This window comes from Leptospira ainlahdjerensis (assembly GCF_016919175.1).
GTDB classification, from domain to species: domain Bacteria; phylum Spirochaetota; class Leptospiria; order Leptospirales; family Leptospiraceae; genus Leptospira; species Leptospira ainlahdjerensis.
Genome location: NZ_JAFFPU010000027.1, coordinates 1 through 17882 on the forward strand (window position 1 = coordinate 1; position 17882 = coordinate 17882).

Below are 17882 nucleotides of genomic sequence, written 5' to 3' on the forward strand. Positions count from 1 at the left end.
CCTTCCCTGACCTTTGCCGAACTTCTCCTGCATGAGCTCGTCTCCGAAAACGCGGGCTCCCGTCCCGCAGTCGATCCCGATTCTTCTTCCCGAAGAAAGGACAACGGAAACGCACGTAGTATTACCGCCCACTACGTGAGTGAGATACGGTGGAAGTGTGGAAATAAATTTCTCGATATCGGAAAGGACGTTCGGATTTCCATCCCGGACGATTTCCAGGACTTGAACGAGCTTTTGTATGTATTCCGTAGTCCGGAGAGGGGCGGAAATCGAACCTCGAGTTCCGTAAAGCTGGATGATCACCTTGAACCCAGGATTTCCATCTCGTACATTCTGTCAAAGAGAAGAGAGGTTAGAAAATTCGTTTTACGGTTGTCTCCCGAATTCTTAGGAGAAATCATGTTCCCCTATGACTGGAATCTACAATCGGATCGGGCCGGAGCTGACTCCCGTAGTTCGAATTCTCTTGATCTTAAACGGGAGCGTTTTTGCGATTCAACTCCTCCTTTCTTGGACGATCGGAGATTATCTCACCCTCTACTTCGGATTAACGCCCGATCTAATCACACATCGTTATTTTGTATGGCAGTTCGTCACTTACGCATTCTTACATTCGGTTCAGAATTTCTTTCATATTCTGTTTAACATGTTTTCTCTCTGGATGTTCGGTTCCATTTTGGAAAGCCACTGGGGCGGAAAAAACTTTCTGAAATTCTATCTTTTTTCCTGTTTTATGGGGGGATTCTTTCCTTGGACTCTTCATCTCTTGGGCTGGCACCAAGGGACGATCATCGGCGCCTCCGGCGGGATCTACGGTCTTTTAGTCGCCTTTGCCTTGATTTGGCCGAATCAAGAATTGTTGTTTATGGGTTTTTTCCCGTTGAAGGCAAAATTTATGGTCGTCATTTTGATGTTGGTCATCGCCTTTTCCGGTCCCGGAGGTAATATCGCGCACATGGCTCACGCGGGTGGAGCGATCGGCGGAGCCCTTTATTTCTTTTATTATAATAAACTTAAGTCCAAAATTCCAGTTTCATTTTCGTTGAGCCGTTATCTCCAAAAGAGAAAGATGAAAAAATGGCAAGAAGAGATGAATCGGAAGATTCATGTTCGAGAAGAAGTGGACCTTCTTTTGGATAAAATTTCAAAAAGCGGTATGGATTCTCTTTCCAGAAAAGAAAAGAAATTTTTAAAAGAAGCCTCGAGTCAGTATTCTTCGGAAGAATGATTTTTTTCGGTCTCGAGAAATCGAGAATGATTCATTCAAAATTGTTTCAAGAAGAATTTTGTAAAGACGATTTGTCGGAACAATTGAGAATCACGGGTTCGGTTCTAAGTAGGAACTCACACGTTTCTTTGAACAGAGAAGTCCGCTTTGATTTGAAAAAGTAGGAACTCACACATTTCTTTGAACAGGGAAGTCCGCTTTGATTTAAAAAAGTAGGAACTCACACGTTTCTTTGAACAGGGAAGTCCGCTTTGATTCGAAAAAGTAGGAACTCACACGTTTCTTTGAACAGAGGAGTCCGCTTTGATTCGAAAAAGTAGGAACTCACACATTTCTTTGAACAGAGAAGTCCGCTTTGATTTGAAAAAGTAGGAACTCACACATTTCTTTGAACAGAGAAGTCCGCTTTGATTCGAAAAAGTAGGAACTCACACGTTTCTTTGAACAGAGAAGTCCACTTTGATTCGAAAAAGTAGGAACTCACACGTTTCTTTGGACAGAGAAGTCCACTTGGATTCGAAAAAGTAGGAACTCACACGTTTCTTTGAACAGAGAAGTCCGCTTTCATTCGAAAAAGTAGGAACTCACACGTTTCTTTGAACAGAGAAGTCCGCTTTCATTTGAAAAAGTAGGAACTCACACGTTGTCCCTCTTCACAAACCGATTGCAAAAAAAAAGAAGAGAAAGAAACTGCAAGAAAAGAGCCAATGCGCACATTCTCCTTTATTCAAAACTCGGAACGATCTGCCACATACAATCTTGCCCTTGAGGAAGCGATCGGGCTTCATCTCGTATCCTCCGGGTATGGGGCCGGGCTTCGAATCTGGAAAAATCCATTCTCCATCGTAGTGGGACTTTCTGAAAAACCGGAAGAAACGGTCTTACCGGAAATACTCAATCCATTCTTAGAATCCGAAAAAAACGCGGGAAAAGAATCGGTTCTCAAAAACAAAAAAAACATCCAAAAGAATTCTTCACCTTCGATTGTCCGGAGAGCGAGCGGCGGAGGAACCGTGGTCCATCATCCGGAAGAGAATCTCAACTTTACATTCTTCATCTCCTTGGACGTAAAACCGGAACTCTACAAGGTAAAAGAATCCTATGATTATTTCCTAAGTTTAGTCATCGCGTCCTTGAAAGAACAAACGTTAGACGCTTCTTTCCGAGGCAAATCGGATCTCGCGGTCGTCGATCAAGGATTGGAGAAGAAGATTTCGGGAAATGCACAATTCCGAAAAAGAGGCGCGGTCGTCCATCACGGGACGTTGATCTTAAAACCTTCCCTCATCGAAAGAGTCTCCGGACTTCTCAAACATCCACCGGAAGAACCCGAATACAGAAAGAATCGAAAACATTCCGACTTTGTTACGGCCCTCCCCGAGCACTTTTCGGCCCTAAAATTTGGCCAAGACCTATCTCATGTATTTGCCGAATCTCTGGGCCTTTCCAGAATGGACACAGAGAAGGATCTCCGATTTACAAAATTGATTCTCAGAGAAGCGGAAACGCTCCTTGAAAACAAATATTCGAGGATGGATTTCATCCTCAGAGATTGATCGGGTTCCATTCTACTTCATTAATCCGTTAGAAAAGAAGGGCCACGATGCAGTTTCTTCCGAAAGCAGATCCAGAAATCTATGCAGCGATCAAAAAAGAGGACGAAAGACAGGAAAATAACCTGGAAATGATCGCCTCCGAGAATTTTGTTTCCAGACCGGTTCTGGAAGCCTATACTTCCACACTCACCAATAAATACGCGGAAGGATATCCGGGGAAAAGATACTACAACGGTTGTGTCAACGCGGACGCAGTGGAAAGTCTCGCGATCGAAAGAGCGAAAAAACTCTTTGGCGCGGAATACGCGAACGTGCAACCTCATTCGGGCGCACAAGCAAACATGGCCGTCTTCTTGGCTTGTTTAGAACCGGGAGATTCCTTTCTCGGAATGAACCTCGCGCACGGAGGTCACTTGACCCACGGTTCTCCCGTAAACATCAGCGGTCGTTATTACAAACCGATTCCTTACGGAGTGGATCCAAAAACGGAGATGATCGACTACGACGAAGTTGCAAAACTCGCGAGAGAACACAAACCGAAGTTGATCGTTGCCGGCGCCTCCGCCTACGCAAGAATCATCGATTTCGCGAAATTCGCGGAGATCGCAAAGGAAGTCGGAGCCAAACTTATGGCGGACATCGCACATATCTCGGGACTTGTTTCCACAGGATATCACCCTTCTCCCGTTGGACTTTTTGACTACGTGACGACCACGACTCACAAAACGTTGAGAGGACCGAGAGGCGGACTCATTCTTTCTTCCTTAGAAAATGAGAAAGTACTAAACTCTCGAGTGTTTCCGGGAATTCAAGGCGGACCTCTGATGCACGTGATCGCCGCCAAAGCCGTAGCCTTCCAAGAAGCGCTTCAACCCGAATACAAAACCTATATCGAAACTGTATTAGCAAATGCTAAAACTCTCGCGGAAGTATTCGTAAAACGCGGATATCGTGTCGTGAGCGGTGGAACCGACAATCACCTCGTTCTTTTGGACGTTTCCGTAAAAGGACTTACCGGAGCACAAGCGGCGGATGGACTCGACGAAGTGGGAGTTACCGTAAACAAAAACGCGATTCCTTTTGATAAGAATCCTCCGGCGGTCGCTTCCGGAATTCGTTTGGGAACTCCGGCGCTTACGACTCGCGGACTCAAACCTTCAGACATCGAAGTTGTAGGAAATCTGATCTGCGATTTTCTCGACAACCCAAACGACGAGAAGAATCGTTCGAAAGTAAAAGGCGGAGTCAAGGAAGTGACTCAAAAATTTCCTATGGATCGATTCCGCTTGGATTGAAGGATTTTTTCCTCTGAGAATTCAAAAAGGCGCTCCAGGAGGAGCGTCTTTTTTTATTTTGAAATCGTTTTGAAAATCCTCGAAAAAAAAATCTGGTCTTTATAGAGTTGGGATCCTGTGTGAGAGTTCCCACACAGTACGTTGCATCCGCTGTCTCGTGAAAAACGGAGTTCTTTTCTATCAGTCAAAACTGTGAGAGTTCCCACACCGACGGATTCTAATAGAAAAATTAAAAAAACCAAAGCATTCATCCTCGCGGATTCTGGCTTTCGGTTGGAATCCCGGATTCCGATCTTATAAGACATATTTTCGAATTATCATTTTCTTCATCCTACATTTTGCTTTACAAATTTATACTTATCATTAGAATAGTATTTATGTTTTTGGAAACGGCAACACTACCGTCTTCCGGCGCGAACCTCTATCAACCCGTTCTTTCATGGAATCGAAAGGGTTTGAGTATGCTCACAGGGATGTCCGGAATTTATCGACTCGCGCTTCAGTGGGAATACGCGTTTGCAGTTTCGGGTTTTAAAGTTTTCAACCTGGATTGTGCGATTCGTTTTAATCCATTCGTGATCACCGAAGAAACGAGAAAGAGAAGAATTCCTCCCGAATCCTTACTTGAAAACATTTTGGTCCAAAGAGCCTTTACTCCGTATCAAATCTTGGATGCGTTAAGAGCCATCGCAGACAAAAGATTACCCGATACGATCTACTTTCTTCTGGCCCCTTGCAAACAATTCTTCGACGGAGACGTTCAAGAAGAAGAAGGAAGATTTCTCTTGGATAAGATGCTCTTGATTTTGGAAACAATTCATTCAAAAAATATTCCGATCCTTGTGATCGAATCCATGAAATACAAACATCCTACTTTCCAAAATTTTTTTCCGAAATTGGCCGCAGCCTCATCGGATCTCTGGGAACTAAAAATCGAAAATCAACTTTCTTATCTCAAAGTAAGAAAGAAGTCGATTCCTTCCGTTCAATCTTTGGAAGAAAACATAGAGGTATAAAAGTAATTATGGGCAGAACCGTCACCCCGTATTCCAGACAAATGCAACAGGTAGAATCGGGACTTCTTGAGTTTCGACGCGGGCTTCGAAAACCGGACCAAGAAATTTTCGATGATTTAATACGAACCGCGAAGTTGCAGGTGCAAGCCGGAGTTATGGCATCGGCGCCCTACCCGATCGACACGATGCTTTTGACAATGATGATCGATCTCAAAAAAGAATTACAAAAATTAAAACAAGAAATGAGTGCAGTCAAGGTTTCGAAAGGAGATGGCTGAACCGAATCAAATAGAAGGAACTCTATTCGATATTTATCATATAGAAGACAGAATCCATCTGTGGGTTCTGAATGAAAAAGGAGAATCCTCCCTTTTTTACGACTTTTATCAACCCGTCATTTACGCCAGAGGAGAAGAACCCATTCTCAAAAAACTGGTACAAAGATTATACGAACTCAAGGCGCTTGCGGAAATCCCCGTTTACGAAGAAAAAAAACTCTTCTATGAAAATCAAACGGTTTCTGTTTTAAAACTAACGATCTCTCGGCCTTCCATTTTGTCCAAGGTCTCCAGAAAACTCTACGCCCTTTACGGAAAATTCGACATATTTCATTCGGACATCGAAGTACCGACGAACTATCTAGTGGAAAAAAAATTGTTCCCCTTGTGTAAATTAAAACTCTCCTACACGGAAGAAAGGGACGGCAAAAAAATTCAAGAGATCCGGGCTCTGGATAATATCACGGACTTAGACTATGAGGTTCCTAAGTTCAAAATTCTTTCTATGACACTTTCTCAAAGTCATAGAATCGAGATGAGAAAAAATTCGCTCATCCTCAAAACGCGCGAAAATTCCTGGGAATTTTCCGGTTCCAATCCTAAAGAACTTCTTTATCAGATCGATCGTCTTCTCAAACAAGAGGATCCCGATATTATACTTTCCTCATATGGAGACCAGATCATCTTTCCTTATCTTTTTTCCCAATCTCAGAAACTAAAAATTTTTCCGGCCTTTGATAGAGATTCCGCAAGCCCCATCCGTAGAAAAATTCAGACCAAGGGGACGAGTTTTAACACATACGGTACGATCGTGTTTCGAGCGGCTTCCTATCCTCTTTTCGGACGTTGGCATATCGACTCAGAAAACAGTTTCGTTCACAAGGAAGCGGATCTTCTGGGGATTGTCGAATTGGCAAGACTCTCCCGTCTTCCGATTCAAAAAATGGCGAGGGCTTCCACGGGAAAAGCTCTCACCGCAATTGAAACGGACGTAGCGTTAAGAAGAGGTTATCTCGTTCCTTGGCAGAAGAGCGCGATCGAATCTCCTAAAACGGCTCTCCAACTTTTAGAAGCGGACAAAGGCGGACTTGTATTTCAGCCGGACATTACGTTCGGAATGACGGCGGAAAACGTAGCACAGTTGGACTTCGCACAGATGTATCCGAGCATCATGGTTCTTCACAATATCTCTCCCGAATGTGTCAACTGCTCTTGCTGCGAAAACGATCCAACAACCCCCGTCGTTCCAGGGTTGGGATATAAGATCTGCAAACGCAGAAACGGAATCGTATCGGAGGCCTTAAAACACGTTTTAGAGCGGAGAAAATATTATAAATCCATTATAAAGAATACCGCCGACCAAAGAAAACTTTTCGAATCCGGACTTAAACAATCCAGTTTAAAATGGATGCTCGTCACTTCTTTCGGATATCTCGGCTATAGAAACGCGAAGTTCGGAAGACTGGAAAGTCACGAGAGTGTAAACGCATTTGCGAGAGAAAAACTTCTGGCCGCAAAGGAAATTTCAGAAGAAAGGGGTTACGTTTTTCTTCACGCGATTACGGACAGTCTCTTTATACGCAAAGAGGATTCTTCTCCTTTTTTGCAGGATGAATTGGATTCTCTCTGCGCCGAAATCACGGCGAAAACTTCCGTAAGAATCGATGTGGACGGAATTTATACGTGGCTTTTATTTCCTTCTTCGAGTCAAGATCCGAAGATGCCGGTCGCAAACCGATATATGGGAAGATTTACCACCGGAAACTTAAAGTGTCGAGGAATCGGTTCTAGAAGAAAGGACATCCCTATTTTTATCAGAAACGCTCAAAAAGAAATGTTAGACTGGATGCGTGAGAAAGTCACGATTCAAGAATTGATCGATTCAGAGAATGAAATTTTACAAATCTTCGATCGTTACGACTATAAACTCAGATCCGAACAAGTTCCTCTGGAAGAACTTTTGGTTCGAAGATCGACTTCGAAGGATTTGGAGGAATACGAAGTACATGGGGCCGCTTCCCTTTCACTTCTCCATCTCAAAGAATTAGGAATCGAAGTGCAAGCCGGCGAAAAAATTCGTTACTTAGTACTAAATCGAAATTCAAAAAGTAAGGATCAGTGGTATCTCCCCGAAGAAGCGCTTCCGATTTTTAAACGGAAGAATAAAAAAATCCACTGGGACAAAGCGTATTATCGCAAACTTCTGACTAACGTTTTTAGGGAGATCTGGTCCGAATTCGCCTCTTTTAAGGATTTTAATTCCCTGATAGACGAACAAAGATGGCTTCCCTTTGAAGATAGTTACTGGGAAGAATATCAAAAATTCTTAATATACAAAAATTGATCATCCAAATACGCGGACCCGAATTCTCAGATTTCGTATTAAACTTTCTCTAATGATACGGACTGGATTCTTATATTCTATCTTATAAAAGAAGGGATCCAGCCAACACTCTCGAAAACGATCAGCGTTCCTCCGATAAAAAAGCCTGCAAGAAAGAATCGATAACTCCAGCGAATGAACCGATACTTCGTAAAGTAGATACTCCTTCCCATCTGATAGATATCAAAAGAGATTGCCTTGTAAAGCGACGCATCTGTTTCCAAAGATGATTCCATATTCTTAAAAAAAGTTTCTTCGTCTTCGTTCGCGAAATCGCCGAAAAACAAAGGGTTTTTTCTTTTTACCTTAGCCTGGTTTGAAAACGGCATCACCGCGAAAATCGCCAAAGACGCCGCGACTGCGATAAAAGCCATCAAGATGATCATTCCAGTCACATAGGTTCCGCGCTGAAGAAATCCAAGGGCTAAAGAAAGAATCACGAAGGACGCCGCGATCAGAATATTGGCTTTCTGATCCGCCATGAGGCTCAACTGTACATGGTGTTGGTGAACGGTTCTAAGTAGATAATCTACGGAGGATCTGGCTCTTGTTGTGGAAAAGTATTCTGACTGCATTTTGGGGATATCTCAAGCCAAGGTCAGAGACCCGAGTAAATTCGAAAATCAGTTTCCAATCAACCGAGCCGAATTTTTTATCTTTGAATGATACCAAAATGCGAAAAAAATCTGCCGCCATTCACCACAACAACAGCAGACCCAAAAATGGAGAAGCTTTGAATGAAAAATTCCGATTCCAGAGGACAAAGTAAAAAAGTTATATCCCGATCAAAATATAAAATCGTTAAGACCGGCGTTTGGAATCGATAGCAGTTCCGCATATCCCCAAATACGAAACGACTATGGATCCAAAGTTCATTTTTTTCGAGATATTCTAGACGATTTACGGATGGAAAACTCTTTGGCTCCGATCCATAAATTAAAATCACACGATTCACTTCAAAAGTTTTATAAATATAAGAATTGAATTTACTCGTTTGTCCGGAAATATCTCGTTTCAAATCGAACTCCATCATTTTATCATAAAAACCAATGGAAGCAAATTCCGTCGTTCCTTAGAATGGAGTTCTACTTCCCCATACAAGGAACTTGAATCCGATTTTAAATCCCGGAAAGATAAATGCGGCTCACAGGAACCTGACTTTTCTCCTCGTCTTTCATATAAGCTACGTGAGAACCGCCGCTAAAATATTCTATATGCGCCAAATATTCCATATTGATTATATACTGTTTGTGAACTCTTCTGAATTTTCCGAAGGAAAGTTTGGGCTCTATATCCTTTAGAGTTCCTATCACTTCGATTCCGTCGTCAACGGTATGCAAAACAGAGTGTTTTCCATTGGATGAAATATAAACGATGTTGGCATAGGTAACGAAAACGTTTCGATCCACACCTTTGAATTTGGTCCCATAGTCGTGAATGGAAACTTCCTTCTCGGCGGCAAGTTTCTCGTAAGCCCGGTCCAAAGCCTTGTAAAATCTTTCCGGACTGATCGGCTTCGTCACGTAATCCAGGTTTCCGAAGTCGTAAGCGGTGATCGCATTCCCCTCGTAACCAGTTACGGATATCGTGATCGGCGGTTCGTTCAACTCTTTAAGAATGTCGAAGCCGTTTGTATCGGGAAGTTCTATGTCCAGAAGCAAAAGATCGACCTTGTTCTCCGATAAAAAACTTAATGCTTCGGATCCGTTGTCGAAAGATCCGACGACTTCAAACTTTCCGTGACTTTCGACTTCTTTTTTTATGAATTCATTTACTACAAAATCATCTTCGACGATCACAGTTTTAAAAAGTTTTCCCATCTCGATTTACCCTAATGCCGTTTCATATCCTGCAAGATATCTTCTCTATATTTATAAAACGAGACCTCTTGTCCATTCGTTTAATAAAACGACAGCCCCGTTTCATGCCTCATTTCATACAGTTCATTCCCTAAAAGAAAAACCGTTCAAAATAATGGAAGCGGTTTGTAGTTCCTCCAGAGTCAAACGGACCCTCTTTTACATACCGATTCTTTCAAAAGAACGGCCCAGATTTCATTCCCTATTTTTTACGTTTCATTCCCGCGCAAAAACCGGTCCTTCTTTGGCCTCAAAAGCCGCCAAATATTACTTTTCTTCTCGTAATTTTCTGAAAAGTTACCCGTCACATACAAAGAAATTTCCAAATATATTATATTTTAATAATGTATTTAAGTTCCGGAGGATTTTGGTGGATAATAAAATTTACGAAACAAAGAGCGAAAATTCACGGTTCAATATTTACGATAGAGGATCTAAGTTCCAATTTGCGAAAGGAGTTGTGTTTTTTTGCATCACCTTTCTCTTCCAATTCTGCCTCATGGACGATCCCAAAGGCGGCATGTTGCTTTTCTCCCTTCTTCGAGACAAAGATAACACAACGGTGACAGATTCTTCATCGTCTCCTCCCGAAGTCACGGTTGCGACCGCTTCCGTTCATAGCATCGTGATAGATCCGAGTACGACTCCGAACGAATATGTTGGAGGTACGATTCAGTTTCGAGCCTATCATTATATCAACGGAGTTATGGATTCGGATGTTACGGAGGCCGTAGATTGGACCTCTTCCAATGCGGGCGTTCTAACGGTGTCGAACACTCCCGGAACAAAAGGTTTAGCGACAAAGTCAGCTATTGGATCCAGTGACGTCGAAATTCAACCTCCCGCGACACTGATCGCTTTACTACCGTCTACATACACGATCCCAAAGGCTACCGCGACCATCGCGGCGGTTCCGGACACCACACAACCGACGATTACTTCCTTTACTCCGAGCAACGGCTCGTCCGGTTTTCAACCGCTTCTCACATTTGCAATCGACTTATACTTCGACGAAGCTATGGATACGAGCTTAACCCCCGCTCTGACCATAGAGGATAGAATCGCAACCAGCACCTTCGTTCCGATGACCGGTTTCAATCATACGCACACCTGGGTTTCGAACACACATTTGACCATTCGACTTTCTCCTTTACCCGATAACTTTTCATTTCGTTGGACACTGTCGAGTACGAGCTTGAAAGATCTCGCCGGAAATTCACTGAACGCAAACTATACGGCCACGAATGGAACTGTTGCAGAACTTTCCGATTATCCTCTATCCGATACAGGACAAACCGGTTGTTGGGATACGGCTGGAAATCCGGTTACTTGTGCCGGAACCGGAATGGACGCTTCGATCCTTGGACAGGCGCCTTCCGCCACTTTTACCGGACCGAATTTAAACGTAGGTTATCCTAACGATCCGATTACCTTTCACGGATTGACAAACAAAACCTGGGCATCCTGTGTACACGGTCAGGTTTGGAACGGAACTAACTGCACCGGAACCGGCGGAGCGAGCACCTACGGCGCGTTAACCGCAACCTGGTCACAGGCGATTCAAAGATGCCGCGACTACAACAATCTGAATTCCGGAGCCGGTTATGCAGGTAAAAAAGGTTGGAGATTGCCTACGATCAAAGAGTTTCAATCTCTCTTCGATTATTCTTACTTCGGAGACGACTACTTGATCAATCCCGCCTTTTTCCCGAATACCATCGATGGGAACACGAACTACTGGTCTTCCACTGTTCGAGCTTCAAGCTCGAACAAGGACAAGGCCTTTAAGGTAAACATATACGCAGGTAAAACTCAGAATGTCGACAAGGGAACTACGATGTATCATTATTGCGTTACAAACGAGTGAGGAATCTATCCATGAATAAAATAAAATTATCAATCGTTTTAGGTTTTCTTTTTTGGGCCGCCACGTCAGGATTTTCGGTCGGACCTTTTAATCCGGGTGGAACTTCGGGAACGATCGTCGATTCGGCCACCGGTTTGACTTGGGCACAGTGCAGCATGGGACAAACAACGGCAGCTCCTTGTACGGGCACTCCAACTACTGCCTCTTGGAGTGCTGCACTCACTTACTGCAACAATCTCACAACAGGTGGTCTTGTCTGGAGACTTCCAAATATCAAGGAGATTTATACGATCATCAACTTTGCCTTCGAAGCTCCCGCCATCAGCACCGGCTCGTTTCCCAACACTCCGAGTGCGAGCGACTCTTATTATTGGACATCGACGACTCACCCCTCCCCGGACGGTTCCGGCGGACGCAATAAGGCGATGATCGTGGATTTTAGAGAAGGTGGAAGCGACGACGACGTAAAAACTGGATTACACTATGTTCGTTGTGTAGCCGGCCCTTAAGATCAAAGCATCTATTATTATACGAACGAGATCGTTTCGAATTTTCTGAAGATCCTAAAGACGAACGGAGCCGTGAGTCCTTTTTTTCGAATCCTAATTCAAACGATTTCGTTTTGTTGTATTTTACTTTCTCGAGAATCGTTAGCCGATACGATCCTCTTGAAAGATAATACGACATTAACCGGCAGGGTAATCGAATACAAAGAACACAGCGTTCGATTTTCGAACGCGTACGAAACGATCGAAATTCTTTCGAATCAAATCTTAAACATCGAAATCGGATTTCACGGAATTCCCACGATTCTCAAAACAAAGAGCGAACCGGAGTTTTATAAATGCCTTCTGATACATTCCAACTCCGACGGAAAGTTCACTTTTTATGATAAAAAAAAATCGGAACTTTTCATAGTAGAATTTAAAGACATAGAATTCTTAGAATATACCTTCCCTTTCGATAAAATAAATTTCAAAGGAGTGGTCGGCGGATACGAGGTTGAAATATCTTACAAACACGGAGGAATCAAAACTGGAATTCTTTCTGCGATCCGTTCGAACACGACTGTTCTGATCTCAAACTCGAAAGAGATTTCGATTTCCAATTCTACAATTTCAAAAATTGTCTACAAAGGGAAGGACCTAAAGGAAACAAAAAAGAAAGAATACACCCAATCCGATCGTATTCGACTTTACGATATCCTAATTCCAGGTTTATATCAGATTCGAACCGAACGGAAATCATTCGGAACTTTTATATTGTTCTCGACTTTTTTATCCGCGCTTGCGTCCCGTTACGAGTATGAAAGGGGAAAAAAAGAACTCTATAAGCAGAGAGAATTCAATGAACGTAGTATTTTATTAGGCGAAGAATTGGGACTCCTAAGCGCGGATTTTAGTTACGAAGCCTATTACGAACATAAGAATAACAATCGCTCCTTATTGATCCTAACTTCTTTATTTTATATGATTCATTTTTTCGATCTTTGGAGTTGGAATCCGATTTTATCAAAGAAAAACGATTCCAGTTTCAGCATTCTTCCGTCCTTACGACTTCCGATCGGCACAGATCGTTTAAATCCGAACGCAGAAACAAACGCACAAATTCGATTCCAATGGAAATTCTGATTTTTCAAACCGCGCCCTTCGAACCTTATGAAACCGACTTTGACAAAGTTCACTCACGCGCTTCAGAGATTTTTTTCGTGGAACGTTCATCACAAAATCCACCTAAGAAGAAAAATATCGGATCACAAAACAATCCCGTTTAAAGCCTTACTTTTCCGATCAAACCTTGGTTTAGCGCTTTTAGGGTTTCAAACCGTTACCGAATAAAAATAGCAAAACCAATTACAAATTAGAATCGCAAACGTTCGATAAGATCCTTTGCCCAAAAGAGAGATTGTAATTCCACAGAAATCTTAAGATATTTTAGATAATTCTAATATAATCCGCTTTTTCTTTTTCTTTCTGAAGACTCGACATAAAACGAAATTTCAGTCTTAAAACCGTTTCCGATTTCGCTATGAATTCGCAAATCCGCGTCCAGGCAGATCTCATTCAGCCTTCTTCTTAAATAAAAAAAGGTCCCTTTCGTAAAATCGTCAACGATCGCAGCGCCCGGTCCGTTATCCTTTACTACAATTCGAATATAATCGGAACGTGTTTTTCCGATTTCCACTTCGATTACAATCGATTCTTTCGATTTTAGAACGGCGTGTTTCACCGAGTTTTCAACGAGCGTTTGGATTAAAAACGGAGGGATGTATACTTCGTCGATTTCGACGTCCACTTCCTTTCTGAGAATGATACGAAAAGGAGCCTTGGCCTTATTTTTGACCAGATCGAAATACGAAAGCGTAAAATCGAGCTCCTCTCTAAGCGAAACACGTTCCTCTTCGGCGAACCGAAAAGAATAACGAAGCATGTTTGCAAGGCTATCCAAGTATTCAATGGCGCCCTCGCGATAACTCTCCATACGAATCCTCAAGGTCATTAGGGAATTGAACAAAAAATGAGGAGTCATTCTCAGATTATAGATTTGCGAACCTACAAAAACTTTCTTTTCCTTCGGTAAATGGATCGTGGGTTCGGTCGGAAAATTCAAATCCTCTTGATTTTTTTTGAGCAACAAAACCCTGCAAAAAAGACAAACACCTAAGTATTGGCAATAAAGAATAAAAACGATCAAAAATATGCTAATTTTGGAATATACTTCCAAAGGATGGTTTACCGAAATATACAAACCGGATCCCAAAAGAAAACAAAAAATGCAGCTTAAAAGAAGAAGGCCCCGGTAATCGGATAACAAGAAAAATAAAATTCTATTTTTTCCCATTGGAGCCATGTTCCAAACTGTGCTTTATCCAAGCATTGAGAAAAAAAAAGCAAAATTTGAAAACCGTCAACTTACATTCCTCATTCAATGACGTTCATTCCTCGTTTTGCGCGGTTTAATCCGGGCTTCCTTGAGGTTTATTCTTTGCCGTTATTTAATACTTGGCTTTTGCGAACCTTTCTTTAGCTTCATATCTCTGCGACCGACTACGATGCAAAACCAATATTCAGAAACTGATTTGAATTTATGCGTCGAGAACGATGGGTCAAAGGAGCCCCTTACCTGGAGCGAGTATCAACCTTATAGAATCCGGATCGAATCCTCTGCACGATTTAAGAATCGAATCGATTATTTTTTATTGGATCTTTCAGGCAATGAGATCGAACTTTCTGAATTTAGAAGAAGTGAAAAACGACAGAGAGTAATTTTTCTATCCAGTCGCTGGATCGCTCTCAGCGGTTTCCTTAGGTGGGACGGCATCCGGGACGAAATCGTCTTTGAAAGCGATTTCGAAGTCCAAACCGAACGAAACGAATCCGATTGGATCGTATGGGATCCTAAACAAAAGGTAAATCTTAGAACTTCCTTCTGGAAAAATCCTCATCCCAATCATCCTTCTTCTTCCCAAAAACCATCCTTTAAAAAAGAGGAAGACTTGGAATTCTCAGAAGAATTTTTCATTCTCTATCGATCGATCCATCGTTTCTTAGGACTCGATCGGCGCGAAGGAAACGTCCTACAAATTCTCAGCAAAAACAAAAGACAGAACATCGTATTAAACGGAAAATTTTCGCCGGAAAACTTCGAAAGTTCTTTCCGCTATTTAGATCTGTTTCCGCTATCTTCCGGATTGATTCAGACTTTCCTAGGACTCAAAACTCATATAAGCCGGAATCGACACTATCTCTCGACAAAACACGGAGAACTTCTTCTTTCCAATATCTCCCTTACGACCGATGACAAAATAACGTCCCTCTTTTTTTCGAACAAAATTTTAACGATCACAAACGGAGAAGGAACCTATAAGAGATTTTCCAGATTTAAGATCGACTCTCAAGGGTCCGTCGCTTTCGAAACGATAGCCATCCGAAAAATCTACAACTCGCTTCGATCCGAGGAAATTTTTCATACCATACATCGGATTCAGAATCATATCCCAGTCTTTCCCATAGAACGAAACACACGCAACGACGAGAATTTAATTTCGGAAAAAGAATATTCTAAATTATTAATATCATCAAAAAAAGGAAATACTTACACGCTGCTTCTACGGCTTTGGACTTCGGAAGAATGCGAAGAGAAGTCTATGATTCTTTTAGTCGGGGCTTGTCTTGAAAAGATATGCGATTCCAAGAATATTATTTTCGCTTCGTTTTCGGATGGAACGTTTATTCTTCTTTTTAACTTCTCGGAAGATAAAAATCAAATCGATAAAATCAAAGACGATCTTGGAAGATTTTTTTCCGCGAAACACGAGATCGGGACAAAGGAAATTTCTTTCATCGTTTCTATGGGAATTTCCGCCGTGAATTCCGACCAAAACACCGGTATTCAAGAATCCCTGGAACGTTCACGACTGATTTTGGAAAACAATCCAATCCGAGGTAAGATGAACTTCGATCGGATAAATTCCCTCCTCAACGAGAGACCTTGCCAACTCTCTTCTTTTTTCCTAGGAGGAGAAAAATCGGATCGAACTCTCTTTTACGAATACCAACCGATCATCGATCTCCGAACCGGAGAAATCGCCCTTATCGAATCTTTGGCGCGTTTGAAAATCGGAAATCGAATCCTATATCCGAACGATTTTATGGATAAGCGGATGGATATCGACACCTTGATGGAGTTAGGAAAACGGTCCTTTGCGGATGCGCTGAGATTGATCGCAGCCTTGATTCAAAGGGGGAATTTTCACACAAAGATCGCAATCAACATCTCACCGGAACAACTCGCTAAAATCGAATTTTCGGAATCGTTGATCGAATTGGCGAAATCGTTTTCAGCAGAATGGCGAACGTTTCTGTCTAGGATCGTAATCGAAATCACCGAAAACTCGGAGATCATAGATCATGAAATCAGCAGACATACTCTGAACGTACTGCACAGTCTCGGGATTACGTTTTCCCTCGACGACTTCGGGACCGGTTATTCTTCTTTTATTCTCTTAAAATCATTCCCGGTTGAATACATTAAGATCGATAAGGCGTTTATCAAGGGTGTTACGGAAAACACTTTAGACAGGTTGATTGTAAATTCCATCATCGACATAGGTGGAAACATGGAATTAAAAGTGATCGCGGAGGGAGTCGAAAATCAAAAACAATTCCTTTACCTTTTATCCATCGGAGTAGAATTGATTCAAGGCTATCATGTTTTTAGACCTCTTCGAGAGGAAAATATCCTGGAACTACTGACTTATTCATAAGCTAATAAATGAAACCGGAAATTCTTAGAAAATATTTGGAGAAAAAAATCTTTGAAGAATCCTTGTCTCCGTTGGAGTCTCCGACGGATAACGATTCCGAAAAACTTTTTATCGAAAATCCCGACGAAGTACGAAAATACGCGGCTTACACCGAATATTCCTCTTTTCGTAAATTCACCGCAAAATCGACTCCGAGTCTTCTCTTTCATCCGATTCAAAATATCATTCATTCCGGAAAACAAATTCGGGAGAATTCCCCAATTTCCTTTTTTTTCCAAAAACAATCGATCTGGGTTTTGAGCGCCGCTTTCGGAGTGATTTTCTCCATTTTTGTCTCTGGATTCTATCAAACCGTTAATTCGCCTAACGTTGTTGATAAACGAATTCAACTTCTGGAAAGTGATTGTTCGTTCCGTTTTACCGGGGATAGAATTTGGAAAATCAGGGAACAAAACAAAAGATGCAGCGTTAAATTTGCTTCAGCTTACGGTTCCACTTCTGTATTTCTATTTCCGAATACTTCGCTCATTTTTAACGCGGCTGGCACCGATTTTTCGGATTTGATCGTCGAGCTTGAAAAAGGGAAATTCTATCTCAAGGAAACCCTTTCAAAACAGAATGGAACAAAATTTCAAATCGCTTCTTGGACCGTTCAATTGACTGGAACGGTGATTCTTTCCGAGATTCAAAATACTAAAGTATATTTTACTCTGATAGAAGGTTCGATCGAATCGCAGTACGTCGCCCTTGATTCTAAAATTAAAATCCAAAAAGATATTTTAGCACCGGGAGATACGATCGAATTGGAAGGCAATTCGCCTAAATCCAGAAAGATTCATTTAGAAACAAAACACCTGGATCGTCTCAAACAGGATCTAAATCACTGGAACGTAATGGATCAAAAACAAGACGATTCCAGCCTCTCCTCCTTTTTTAACCGCGAAAAGAAAATGCAAAACGGGAATGGTTGGATCGTAAGGTTGAAGGACGGAAGAACCTTTAACGGAAAAATTCAATCCGATTCCGGAAAGATAGTCGTCTTTACGCAGAGCGGAACGATGACTTTTAACGAAGACGAAATTCTTTCGATCTCGAAGTAGCAAAGCTGCCCCCGAAGGAATCAAAGCTTTTCCT

14 protein-coding genes and 1 pseudogene are annotated in these 17882 nt (G+C 42.0%); 11 read left to right on the forward strand and 4 right to left on the reverse strand.

Going from position 1 to position 17882, the window contains the following annotated elements:
* Positions 1–303: pseudogene (locus JWG45_RS06780) on the reverse strand (MBL fold metallo-hydrolase); the annotation flags it as partial.
* A 106-nt stretch (positions 304–409) separates the two neighbouring features.
* On the opposite strand from JWG45_RS06780, the gene JWG45_RS06785 reads away from it, so the two are divergent.
* The 6 genes from JWG45_RS06785 to JWG45_RS06810 all read left to right on the forward strand — a co-directional run bounded on the left by JWG45_RS06785 (position 410) and on the right by JWG45_RS06810 (position 7717).
* Positions 410–1228: a rhomboid family intramembrane serine protease gene (locus JWG45_RS06785; RefSeq protein WP_205279008.1), complete on the forward strand. Its 819-nt coding sequence runs from the start codon at positions 410–412 to the stop codon at positions 1226–1228.
* Positions 1229–1935: 707 nt separating this feature from the next.
* The gene (locus JWG45_RS06790; RefSeq protein ID WP_205279009.1) at positions 1936–2784 is read left to right on the forward strand and encodes a lipoate--protein ligase family protein; all 849 of its coding nucleotides are present in this window, start codon (positions 1936–1938) and stop codon (positions 2782–2784) included.
* Positions 2785–2831: 47 nt separating this feature from the next.
* A complete protein-coding gene (gene glyA / locus JWG45_RS06795) occupies positions 2832–4079 on the forward strand; it encodes a serine hydroxymethyltransferase (RefSeq protein ID WP_205279010.1) in 1248 nt (415 codons plus the stop codon).
* Positions 4080–4456: 377 nt separating this feature from the next.
* Positions 4457–5095, forward strand: coding sequence for a hypothetical protein (locus tag JWG45_RS06800; RefSeq protein ID WP_205279011.1), 639 nt, complete (start codon positions 4457–4459; stop codon positions 5093–5095).
* An 8-nt stretch (positions 5096–5103) separates the two neighbouring features.
* Positions 5104–5373, forward strand: coding sequence for a hypothetical protein (locus JWG45_RS06805; protein ID WP_205279012.1), 270 nt, complete (start codon positions 5104–5106; stop codon positions 5371–5373).
* Positions 5366–7717 (forward strand): DNA polymerase domain-containing protein, encoded by a 2352-nt coding sequence (locus JWG45_RS06810; RefSeq protein ID WP_205279013.1) that lies wholly within the window; start codon positions 5366–5368, stop codon positions 7715–7717. The genes JWG45_RS06805 and JWG45_RS06810 overlap by 8 nt, the downstream gene beginning before the upstream one ends.
* Positions 7718–7794: 77 nt before the next feature.
* Here the strand turns inward: JWG45_RS06810 and JWG45_RS06815 are convergent, their stop codons facing one another.
* Both JWG45_RS06815 and JWG45_RS06820 read right to left on the reverse strand, forming a co-directional pair.
* Positions 7795–8331, reverse strand: coding sequence for a Pycsar system effector family protein (locus JWG45_RS06815; protein ID WP_232380566.1), 537 nt, complete (start codon positions 8329–8331; stop codon positions 7795–7797).
* 543 nt (positions 8332–8874) lie between these two features.
* The gene (locus JWG45_RS06820) at positions 8875–9576 is read right to left on the reverse strand and encodes a LytR/AlgR family response regulator transcription factor (RefSeq protein ID WP_205279014.1); all 702 of its coding nucleotides are present in this window, start codon (positions 9574–9576) and stop codon (positions 8875–8877) included.
* A 538-nt stretch (positions 9577–10114) separates the two neighbouring features.
* On the opposite strand from JWG45_RS06820, the gene JWG45_RS06825 reads away from it, so the two are divergent.
* The 3 genes from JWG45_RS06825 (at position 10115) to JWG45_RS06835 (ending at position 13113) form a co-directional block, all read left to right on the forward strand.
* A complete protein-coding gene (locus JWG45_RS06825; protein ID WP_205279015.1) occupies positions 10115–11482 on the forward strand; it encodes an Lcl domain-containing protein in 1368 nt (455 codons plus the stop codon).
* A gap of 11 nt (positions 11483–11493) precedes the next feature.
* Positions 11494–11991: an Lcl C-terminal domain-containing protein gene (locus tag JWG45_RS06830; protein ID WP_205279016.1), complete on the forward strand. Its 498-nt coding sequence runs from the start codon at positions 11494–11496 to the stop codon at positions 11989–11991.
* A 72-nt stretch (positions 11992–12063) separates the two neighbouring features.
* On the forward strand, positions 12064–13113 hold the full coding sequence (locus tag JWG45_RS06835; protein ID WP_205279017.1) for an LB_137 family protein: 1050 nt from the start codon (positions 12064–12066) through the stop codon (positions 13111–13113).
* 313 nt (positions 13114–13426) lie between these two features.
* On the opposite strand, the gene JWG45_RS06840 is transcribed toward JWG45_RS06835, so the two are convergent.
* Positions 13427–14323 carry a sensor histidine kinase gene (locus JWG45_RS06840; RefSeq protein ID WP_205279018.1) on the reverse strand — a complete coding sequence of 299 codons (897 nt, stop codon included), beginning with the start codon at positions 14321–14323 and terminating at the stop codon, positions 13427–13429.
* Between the two features lie 238 nt (positions 14324–14561).
* Here JWG45_RS06840 and JWG45_RS06845 point away from each other — a divergent pair, with 238 nt between their 5' ends.
* Complete coding sequence (locus JWG45_RS06845; protein WP_205279019.1) at positions 14562–16748, forward strand: EAL domain-containing protein; 2187 nt, start codon at positions 14562–14564, stop codon at positions 16746–16748.
* Positions 16749–16783: 35 nt separating this feature from the next.
* Complete coding sequence (locus JWG45_RS06850; RefSeq protein ID WP_205279020.1) at positions 16784–17848, forward strand: hypothetical protein; 1065 nt, start codon at positions 16784–16786, stop codon at positions 17846–17848.
* Positions 17849–17882: the final 34 nt, after the last annotated feature.

Coding starts and splice junctions, on each gene's coding strand:
- JWG45_RS06785 (WP_205279008.1), top strand. CDS start 410: ATGACTGGAATCTACAATCGGATCGGGCCGGAGCTGACTCCCGTAGTT.
- JWG45_RS06790 (WP_205279009.1), top strand. CDS start 1,936: ATGCGCACATTCTCCTTTATTCAAAACTCGGAACGATCTGCCACATAC.
- glyA (WP_205279010.1), top strand. CDS start 2,832: ATGCAGTTTCTTCCGAAAGCAGATCCAGAAATCTATGCAGCGATCAAA.
- JWG45_RS06800 (WP_205279011.1), top strand. CDS start 4,457: ATGTTTTTGGAAACGGCAACACTACCGTCTTCCGGCGCGAACCTCTAT.
- JWG45_RS06805 (WP_205279012.1), top strand. CDS start 5,104: ATGGGCAGAACCGTCACCCCGTATTCCAGACAAATGCAACAGGTAGAA.
- JWG45_RS06810 (WP_205279013.1), top strand. CDS start 5,366: ATGGCTGAACCGAATCAAATAGAAGGAACTCTATTCGATATTTATCAT.
- JWG45_RS06815 (WP_232380566.1), bottom strand. CDS start 8,331: ATGCAGTCAGAATACTTTTCCACAACAAGAGCCAGATCCTCCGTAGAT.
- JWG45_RS06820 (WP_205279014.1), bottom strand. CDS start 9,576: ATGGGAAAACTTTTTAAAACTGTGATCGTCGAAGATGATTTTGTAGTA.
- JWG45_RS06825 (WP_205279015.1), top strand. CDS start 10,115: ATGGACGATCCCAAAGGCGGCATGTTGCTTTTCTCCCTTCTTCGAGAC.
- JWG45_RS06830 (WP_205279016.1), top strand. CDS start 11,494: ATGAATAAAATAAAATTATCAATCGTTTTAGGTTTTCTTTTTTGGGCC.
- JWG45_RS06840 (WP_205279018.1), bottom strand. CDS start 14,323: ATGGGAAAAAATAGAATTTTATTTTTCTTGTTATCCGATTACCGGGGC.